Annotated in this window: 8 protein-coding genes; 2 read left to right on the top strand and 6 right to left on the bottom strand. The window is 66.8% G+C overall.

What is annotated here, in order from left to right; all coding sequences use genetic code 11:
* Positions 1-809 (top strand): NAD(P)H-dependent oxidoreductase (locus ABZW16_RS20425; protein WP_354957509.1); only part of this gene is annotated, 809 nt, incomplete at its 5' end.
* A gap of 317 nt (positions 810-1,126) precedes the next feature.
* Here the strand turns inward: ABZW16_RS20425 and ABZW16_RS20420 are convergent.
* From ABZW16_RS20420 to ABZW16_RS20405, 4 genes are all read right to left on the bottom strand, one after another.
* Positions 1,127-1,612 (bottom strand): YbhB/YbcL family Raf kinase inhibitor-like protein, encoded by a 486-nt coding sequence (locus ABZW16_RS20420; protein ID WP_354957508.1) that lies wholly within the window; start codon positions 1,610-1,612, stop codon positions 1,127-1,129.
* A gap of 466 nt (positions 1,613-2,078) precedes the next feature.
* Positions 2,079-3,482: an aspartate ammonia-lyase gene (locus ABZW16_RS20415; RefSeq protein WP_354957507.1), complete on the bottom strand. Its 1,404-nt coding sequence runs from the start codon at positions 3,480-3,482 to the stop codon at positions 2,079-2,081.
* A 13-nt stretch (positions 3,483-3,495) separates the two neighbouring features.
* Positions 3,496-4,563: an asparaginase domain-containing protein gene (locus ABZW16_RS20410; protein ID WP_354957506.1), complete on the bottom strand. Its 1,068-nt coding sequence runs from the start codon at positions 4,561-4,563 to the stop codon at positions 3,496-3,498.
* Positions 4,560-6,041 carry an amino acid permease gene (locus ABZW16_RS20405; RefSeq protein ID WP_354957505.1) on the bottom strand — a complete coding sequence of 494 codons (1,482 nt, stop codon included), beginning with the start codon at positions 6,039-6,041 and terminating at the stop codon, positions 4,560-4,562. Before ABZW16_RS20405 ends, ABZW16_RS20410 begins: the two co-directional genes overlap by 4 nt.
* A gap of 206 nt (positions 6,042-6,247) precedes the next feature.
* Here ABZW16_RS20405 and ABZW16_RS20400 point away from each other — a divergent pair, with 206 nt between their 5' ends.
* On the top strand, positions 6,248-6,925 hold the full coding sequence (locus tag ABZW16_RS20400) for a FadR/GntR family transcriptional regulator (protein ID WP_354957504.1): 678 nt from the start codon (positions 6,248-6,250) through the stop codon (positions 6,923-6,925).
* Between the two features lie 189 nt (positions 6,926-7,114).
* Here the strand turns inward: ABZW16_RS20400 and ABZW16_RS20395 are convergent, their stop codons facing one another.
* Both ABZW16_RS20395 and ABZW16_RS20390 read right to left on the bottom strand, forming a co-directional pair.
* Complete coding sequence (locus ABZW16_RS20395) at positions 7,115-7,864, bottom strand: Mut7-C RNAse domain-containing protein (RefSeq protein WP_354957503.1); 750 nt, start codon at positions 7,862-7,864, stop codon at positions 7,115-7,117.
* On the bottom strand, positions 7,861-9,018 hold the full coding sequence (locus ABZW16_RS20390; protein WP_354957502.1) for an FIST N-terminal domain-containing protein: 1,158 nt from the start codon (positions 9,016-9,018) through the stop codon (positions 7,861-7,863). The genes ABZW16_RS20395 and ABZW16_RS20390 overlap by 4 nt, the downstream gene beginning before the upstream one ends.
* Between the last annotated feature and the right edge of the window lie 3 nt (positions 9,019-9,021).

The raw sequence follows: 9,021 nt of genomic DNA, 5'->3' as shown, positions 1-9,021 counted from the left end.
GTACTGAAGAAGCAGCAAAAGAAGAGCAATCAAGTACTGAAGAAGCAGCAAAAGAAGAGCAATCAAATACTGAAGAAGTAACAAAAGAAGAGCAGATCGCGGTCACCACCCTGCGCGAGGCCGGGCACGAGGTGCAGGTCAGCGACCTGTATGCGATGCGATGGAAGCCGTCGGTCGACGCCGACGACTTCGGCGCGACGAGCGGCCCGCTGCGAGTCGTCGAAGACTCCGGTCACGCGTACGACACCGCGACGCTCACCGCCGATATCGCGGCCGAGCAGGAAAAACTGCGCTGGGCCGATACGGTGATCCTGCAATTCCCGCTGTGGTGGTACTCGATGCCCGCGATCCTCAAGGGCTGGGTCGACCGGGTCTTCACCTTCAACTTCGCCTACGGCGTCGGCGAACACAGCGACACCCGCTACGGCGACCGCTACGGCGAGGGCACCCTCGCGGGCAAGCGGGCCATGCTGTCGGTGACGATCGGTGGCCGTGAACCGCATTACACCGACCGCGGAATCAACGGCCCCATCGACGATCTGCTCTTCCCGATCCAGCACGGCATCCTCTACTACCCCGGTATGGACGTGCTGCCGCCGTTCGTGACATACGGCGCGGATCGGGTATCGCCAGCGGACTTCACCGATGCAGCCAAGGCATGGGAGCAGCGGTTGCTATCGATCGAACAGACCGATCCGATCGCCTTCCGCACCCAGAACGGCGGCGATTACGAACTGCCCGCCCTGCGCCTGCGCGAGGGTCTGGAAGCCAAGGGCCGCACGGGTTTCGGACTGCACGTGCGCGCTTGATCCGCGAATCGCATGGCATGCCGATCGGCGGATCACCGGGCACCCTGCGCCGCTGCCGGTGCGGTCACCGCGGATGGGCCGGCACCGCCGCGGCGACATCGGTACCCAATGCCGCAGGTGTCGACGGCCGGCGCTGGGCTGCCCCCGGCGCCCGCTGTGGCGACTTCGATATCGAACGACGCATCGGCCGCAACGGCGACCGTGATCGTGCACCCTGCCTCCTTGCCGTCCCGCTACGGATGTCTCCGTCGCACCCGGTGCGGGTGGTATTGCGCCCGGGCCGATGCACACGCCGACCGGTCGGGCTCGTTGGCGAGTCAGCGGGCGAACAGCCCGACGAGGGTGCCGCTGGCGATGACGTGGTCGGTGATATCCGATCGGACCACATCGGCACTGGTTTCCTCGGTGAACTCGAGCGCTTGGTCGAGTGCATAGAGGCGGAAGAAGTACCGGTGCGGGCTATCGCCCTGCGGCGGTCGCGGACCGCTCCAGCCGATTTCGCCGAAGTCATTGCGACCGGCGACGGCCCGGGGCGGTGCCGCTTCCGCACCGACTCCGGTCGTAGTCGGTGCGATCCCGGTCAGGACCCAATGTGTGAACACGCCACCCGGCGCGTCCTGGTCCTCGCACAGCAGGACCAACTCCGCGGCATCGTCGGGGATGCCGTGCCACTCCAGCGGCGGGGATACATTTCCGCCGTCGTATGAGTAGCGCTCGGGAATTGTCGTGTGGTCGCTGAATGCGGTACTGCGCAGCTCGGCCCGCACCGGGGTCCGTTGCACGTGGCTACCAGGATTCGGCATCGTCTTCCTCCCGTCGATTGTGCTTGCGTTGCCCGCGGGGAATCGGAGCGCGGCGGTCGCGCTCGCCGAGCAGGGGCATTGTGCGAGTTACCACTGAGCGACCTGCTAAACCGCCGCGCTGGGCGATCGATCATCGGGCAGGTCAGAGCAGCGCCAGCTCATCGGCCGTGTCGCGAATCTGATCCTCGGTGTGGCATGCGGTGACGAAGAACCGCAGGCGCGCGAGGTTGTCCGGGACGGCGGGGCACAGGATCGGATTGACGTTGATACCGCGCTGCAGCAGTGCATTGGACAGTTCCAGCGCCTTCAGCGAGTCGCCGACTATGCACGGGACGATGGGGGTGTCCCGGCTGTCGTCGATAGCGATGCCGAAGTCGCGGGCCAGGCGCAGGAACAGCGGTGCGTTGCGCTCCAGTCGACCCCCGAGGGGTTCAGAAGTACCCCTCCGGCGGCACGTCGTCCCAGGTCATGGCCGCGAAAGTCCGGCGAGGCGGTGCGGTGCCAGCAGGGCTTTCACGGTATCGGCCGAAAGCAGGCCGAGTTCGATGGCGATCTCCTCGACGGGACGGCCGGTATGCAATGCCTGCTTGGCGATTCGGGCGCTGGCGGCGTATCCGATGTGTGGGGTGAGGGCGGTGACAATGCCGATCGAGCGCCGGACGCCCTGTTCCAGATGTTCGCGGTGCGGGGTTATGCCCGCGATGCATCTGGTCGCGAGGGTGTCGATGGCGGCGGTCAGATGTGCGGTGGTGCGCAGCATGCTGTAGGCGATGATCGGCTCGAAGGCGTTGAGCTGGAGCTGTCCCGCCTCGGCGGCCATGGTGACGGTCATATCGTTGCCGATGGCCGCGAACGCGACCTGGTTGACGACCTCCGGGATGACCGGATTGACCTTGCCGGGCATGATCGATGACCCGGCCTGGACCGGGGGAAGGCTTATCTCACCGAGGCCGGTCGTCGGCCCCGAGGACATGAGCCGCAGGTCATTGCAGATCTTGGACAGTTTGACGGCGACGCGTTTGACGATCCCGGAGACCTGCACGAAGGCGCCGCAATCCTGGGTGGCCTCGATGAGGTCGGCGGCCGATATCACCGGAATACCGGTGAGTTCACTGAGATGGGTGCAGGCCAGCGCCGGATAGTCGGGGTGGCCGTTGATCCCGGTGCCGATCGCGGTGCCACCGAGGTTGCATTCGCGCAGCAGCGCGGTGCCCTCGCCGAGGCGGGCGCAGTCCTCGCGCACCATGATGGCGAAGGTGCCGAACTCCTGCCCGAGCGTCATGGGTACCGCGTCCTGCAGCTGGGTGCGGCCCATCTTGATGACATCGGCGAATTCGATTGCCTTGCGGTCGAATTCGGTTGCCAACCGGCCCAATGCGGCGACCAGGTCGTGGATGTGGTGCACGACGGCGAGTTTCACCGCGGTCGGATAGACGTCATTGGTGGACTGGCCGAGATTCACGTGATCGAGCGGGTCGAGTTCGGTGTAGGTGCCACGGTCGTGGCCGAGTAGTTCCAGTGCACGGTTGGCGATGACCTCGTTGGCATTCATATTCGTCGAGGTCCCGGCCCCACCCTGGACGGGATCGATGGGGAATTGGTCGTGCAGTGCGCCGCCGCGGATCTCGTCGCAGGCGCTATCGATCGCGTCGGCCCGGCGCGTATCGAGCAGGTCGAGGTCCCGGTTGGCGCGGCAGGCGGCCTGTTTGACCGCGGCGAGCGCGGTGATCAGGGCCGGATAGTTGCCGATGCGGTCGCCCGTGATGGCGAAATTGTCCAGCGCGCGGGCGGTGTGGACGCCCCAGTAGACTTCGCGCGGTACCGCTCGGGTGCCGAGGGAATCGCGTTCGGTGCGCGTGCTTTCGATCATCGATAGCTCCTGTTCAGTTGTGCGTCGGATTCGGGATCGACTGTGTCGCATGATGATTCGATAGTTCGCCGAGCAGATTGGCAGTCATCCACCGGCGCAGCCCGCTGCCGGACAAACCGAGGTCGACCAGATACGCCAGCTTCGCGAGCGCGGCCTCCCTGGTCATATCGCCACCACCGATGGCACCGGCGGCGCGCAGGGCCCGGCCGGGCTGATAGCGGTCGAGATCCACTGTGCCGCTGTCACAGTGGGTGATGACGACCACGGGAGTCTCGCGTGTGGTTGCTGCCCGGATGACCGCCGCTGTGGCGTCACCGTGCAGTGGCAGCGTGCCGGAGCCGTAGCATTCGAGGACGAGTCCGCCGCGATAGTGGCGCAGTGCCGCGTCGAGCAGGTCCGGATCCATTCCGGGGAATACGGCGAACAATCCGACCGGTGGGCTGTCCGCGCGCGGCCGCCGCTCGGGCAGCCGGGGCGGGGTCGGCGGCGGTGTGAATTCCCGGACCGTGGTGAATCCGTCGTAGTGGTCGCAGGCGCGTTTGCTGGCCCGCACGGCGGGATGCAGCGATGTGCCGAATGCGATGCACGTTCCCGGAACTGGTTGGGCAGCAATGTGGTTCAGTGCCAGTGACAGGTTGCTCCCGGCATCGCTACCGGGCCGACCCAGCGGGATCTGGGCGCCGGTGAGCACGACCGGCACATTCAGATCGTGCAGTTCGAATGCCATCCGCGCGCCCACATAGGCCATCGTGTCGGTGCCGTGCACGACGATGACCCCGTCGGGGCGCCGGTGCGCAGTACCGGAGCGCACCTGTTCGGCGATTCGGCGCGCGGTGCCGGCGCCCGCATCGGCGCTGTCGATGACCTGCTCGAGCTCGGTGTACTCGAATCGCACCGCGATGCCGCTGGCGCGCTCGAATTGTGTGACGACATCGGCGATCTCGCTGCCGAGGCCGCGGCGGGGTCGCAGACCAGCACCGTGATCGACCATCCCGAACGTGCCACCGGTGTAGAGGATGTCGACAGTGACCGGCGAAAGAAGTTGCGGCGCAGTCGCAACCGGTAGCTCGCGAGCGCTCACCCGTGCACCGATCCGTCCGCGGCGGTGCCGGGCCGCTCGATGGGGGCGAGGACATCCGGATCGAGCCGTCCGCGAACCCGGAACCAGCCAGCGACCATGGCGGCGACGACGAGCAGGAACGCCGCCAGGGTGATGCGGCCGATCTCGTCGTCGAAGAACATCAGCACGATCACTGCGAGTAGGAAGCCGAGCGTGAGAATGTTGAGCACCGGCGCGAACGGCAGCCGGAAGGCGGGCCGGTCGTAGTGTCCCTGCTGGGCTCTGCGCACGAAGATCCAGTGGCAGATCATGATCGAGGCCCAGGTGCCGACAATGCCGAGTCCGGCCAGATTCAGCACGATCTCGAAGGCCTTGTGCGGCATGGCCAGATTGAGCACCACCCCGGCAATGCCGACCACGCTGGTGATCAGGATCCCACCGTACGGTGCGCCGCTGCGATTCAGCCGCTGCGCGAAGCGCGGCGCCGCGCCCGCCACCGCCATCGAACGCAGGGTGCGGCCGGTCGCGTAGAGCCCCGCGTTCAGGCTCGACATCGCGGCGGTGAGCACCACCAGATTCATGACATCGCCCGCGTGCGGGATGCCGACCGAGCTCATCACCGTGACGAACGGACTTTCACTGGGGGAGTAGGCAGTCCACGGCAGCAGCAGCGTGAACAGGATGACCGACCCGGCGTAGAACAGGATGATCCGCCACATGATGGAGTTCACCGCGCGCGGCACCACGGCCCGCGGATTATCGGATTCGCCCGCCGCGACACCGATCATCTCGGTACCACCGAATGCGAACACCACCCCGAGGGCGATGGTGAGCATGGGCGCCAGGCCGCGCGGGAACAGCCCGCCGTGGTCGGTGATCGTGGAGATGCCGGCGACGTTGTCGCCCACCGATGTTCCGGTGACGATGAACCCGATGGCCAACGCCATGAATACGACGATGGTCCCGACCTTGACCAGCGCGAACCAGAATTCCAGTTCGCCGAACAGCCGGACCGACACCACATTGAGCCCGACGACGACCATGAGCGCGATCAGCGCGAGCACCCACTGCGGCACGGGTACGAAGAATGACCAGAAGTGCGCGTACAGCGCGACCGCCGTGATATCGGCGACGAGCGTCGTCGACCAGTTCAGGAAGTACAGCCAACCCACCGAATACGCGCCGCGTTCACCGAGGAATTCGCGGGCATAGGAGACGAACGCGCCGGACGACGGCCGGTACATCACCAGTTCGCCGAGCGCGCGGACCACCATGAACGTGAAGATCCCGCACACGATGTAGACGAGGGCGAGGGAGGGACCGGCGAGCGCCATTCGGCCGCTGGCGCCGAGGAACAACCCGGTGCCGATCGAACCGCCGATCGCGATCATCTGCATGTGGCGCTTGCGCAGCCGCTTCTGGTAGCCGAGGTCGCCGATATCGATGCGCGGTTCGGGCGCGGCGGCGGTGGCGGTCGACTGTTGTTCGTGGTCGTGCATCGAAACCTTCCATGGGCCGGATCCAGCCTCCGCGGATGGGCGGGCTCAGCGCTGTTCGGAACGCTCAGAAGTAAGGCTGTCAGGCTGTAAGACAGGTTGACTGTAATGGGGGTCACAGCGACTGTCAACGCCGGGTCCGTCGGTGGCCGTTACCCGCTGGAACGAGCATTTTGACGTCGTATCGCGGAAGTCTCCATACTGGTCGCGTGACGGTCGAAGAGGGGTACGTGCAGCGCATCGGCGCCACCGAGGCGGTCTTTCGTCGGCTGAAGAGTCTCATCCAGAGCGAGGACTACGCGGTGGGCGACCGCCTGCCCGCGGAGCTGGCGCTGGCCAAGCAGTTCGGCGTGAGCCGGCCGGTGGTCCGTGAGGCCCTGCATGCGTGCGCGATCCTCGGACTCACCGAAACCCATACCGGCCGAGGCACTTTCATCCTCTCCAAGAACGCCGATACCCAGCCGACCTTCGCGGGTGTCGGCGCCGATGACTTGATCGAGGCGCGGCGGCTCGTCGAGATACCGGCCGCCGGTTTCGCCGCCGAGCGGCGCACGCCGGACCAGCTGCGACTGCTGTTCGAGATCCTCGACAGGCTGGCGACGGCCACCGATGCGCACGACTGGGTGCGCTACGACGGCGAATTGCACACCGCCATCGCGGCGGCCAGCGGTAACGCCATGCTGACCGCCATGGTCGCCGACACCCGCCGCGCGCTGGACCTGCAATCGGAATTCCTCAATCTGACCCAGGACCGCCGCACCGATTCCGACCACGAGCACGACGCCATCGTCCGCGCCATCGAGGCCGGTTCGCCGGAGTCCGCACGCGCCGCAATGACCGATCACCTGGAGCGAGTGGCCGCGACGGTGGCCCGCATCGGCGCCTGAGCGCCAACGCTCAGCAAGCCAGCGCTCCGTCCGACCGAACCAGCTCGGTGAGATTGCTGCTCACCAAGCCCGCTGCACCGCTTTCGGAATTCACCGGACTTCGGCCATCGCCGCCAGCGCCGCGACGATAGCCGATGACAGTAGATTCCGGCCGCGGTGTCGGCATCTACATGCCCCGGCTGCCCGGTGTCAGGATCGAGTCAGCTCGCTGCGAATCTTCTCCACCGTGGCATCGAGCCGACGCTGGTGCGAGCCCTGCCAGTAGACCCGACCGCAGCCGCGGCACTGCCGAAACGTGTCGTAATGGCGTCGGGTGAGCGGTTCCAGCAGAGCTTCGACCTCGGCTTTGGCGACCGCGACGACGGCGCCACCGCAGCGCAGGCAGCGGGTGAACGGTGCAAGTTGCTCGCCGAGGTCGAGCCGCCGGATCACCTCGACGATCTGATCGACCGGCTGGTCCGAGCGGATGTACACGCCGTGAGTTACGTTGCGCCGCTTCAACAATCCGCGGTCGCGGGTGAGCAGGATCCGGTGCGCGGCCGCCGACAGTTCGGCGAGTGCGGCATCGTCGGCGTCCCAGGGACAGCGCACGTCCAGGCCCATCAGCCGCATCAGCTTGGCGAGGCCGCCGAGATTGACATCGGCGACGAAGCGCGGCTCGCGCAGCGGATGTGGGCGCACCCTGGTGACCCGGCCGATATCCAGGCTCTCGAACACCGGATAGGCGGTGATCCGATCGCCGTCGTGCGGACGCCGGTCGAAGGCCACTGGTTGCCCGTTGACCAGTACCAGGTCGACCTCGGTGTGCGGGATGCCAGCCGCCTCGATGACATCCTTCACGGTCTGGTGCGGACGAAACTGTCTGCGCTGCACCGTGTATCGCTCGCCGGGCCGTAGGAAGTCGTTCAGCTCGGCGTAGACCCGCATATCGACGCTCATTCGGTGAAGACCGCCATCGACGCCGTGAATCCGTGCAGCGCATTGCGGCCCGCGATGGGACCGATCTCGCCCGCGGCGAAGAAGCCGGCGAGCGGTATGCCGTCGAGCAGGTCCTCGATGGTCGCGGCATCGTGGTCGGCAACCCCGAACATCCGCCGACCGCGTCCGTTGCAGGTGAACAGCAATGCACCGGCCGGGCGGCCCGGCAGATCCGAACCCATGTGCACCAGGGCCGCCCGCAGATCCTCGTCGGCCCCGACCGCGTCGCGGACCTGGAACTGCACGGTGGTACCGACCTCGACGAGCTCACCGATTTCGATAGCGCCGCTGGACGGGTCGGCACCGAGGAGGCCACGGATCAGGAAATCGCCCTGTCCGGGCGTTGCCAGGTGTTCGTCGACCACGATTCCGATCTGCAGCCCGCGCGTCACCAGTTCCTGCTGGTCGGGCGGCAGCGCCTCGACCATTTCGCGCAACCGATCGAACGGCGGGCGGCCACCCAGTTCGGTGATCAGTGCGCCACGCGCGCCGGTGACGATATATGGGTACCCGATCGGTCGGCAGCCCTGCGACACGATGGGGACACTGTGCAGGCCGGGCAGTCGCACGCCGACGGCGCCGGAGGTCACCACGTCATGGTCGCAGAACAGCCTGCTGCCGCCGGGCCATTGCGCGCCGCTCACCAGCCCACCCATCACGATGGTGCCGGGCAGGTCCGCGTTCAAATGCTGCAGCAGTATGTCGGCGGGGAAGGAGAACGGGTCCGGCAGCAGCAGATGGAAATCGCGTGCGGCCTTGTCGAAGCGGTAGCCCGCGAGTAGCCCTCCGGCCGTCGTGCGGACGAAGTCGAGCTGGAAGGTCTCGGCGGCGGCGGGCAATCCGGATGCCAGCCATACCACCACCGCGGGCTCGTCCTCGATCTCGCGGCGACCCGCCACGATCGCCTGCGCCACACATCCGACGAGTGCGGGCACCCGCACCGCCTCGTGGACTCCGGCGAGTACGGCCGCGGCCTCGTCGGTGTGTGCGCGTGACGCCAGTAGCACAGCAATCGATGGCGACTCGCCCGCGATCTGGTCGCGTGCGATCGCTGCGGCCTCCACGCCCGCCTGCCGCGCTTGCGGCGCGGTGGAGAGTCCGACTCCGATCCGCACCCC

Origin of the sequence: Nocardia sp. NPDC004604 (assembly GCF_040609795.1) — a bacterium.
Lineage (GTDB): Bacteria > Actinomycetota > Actinomycetes > Mycobacteriales > Mycobacteriaceae > Nocardia.
This window is presented reverse-complemented; position numbering and strand designations above follow the sequence as displayed.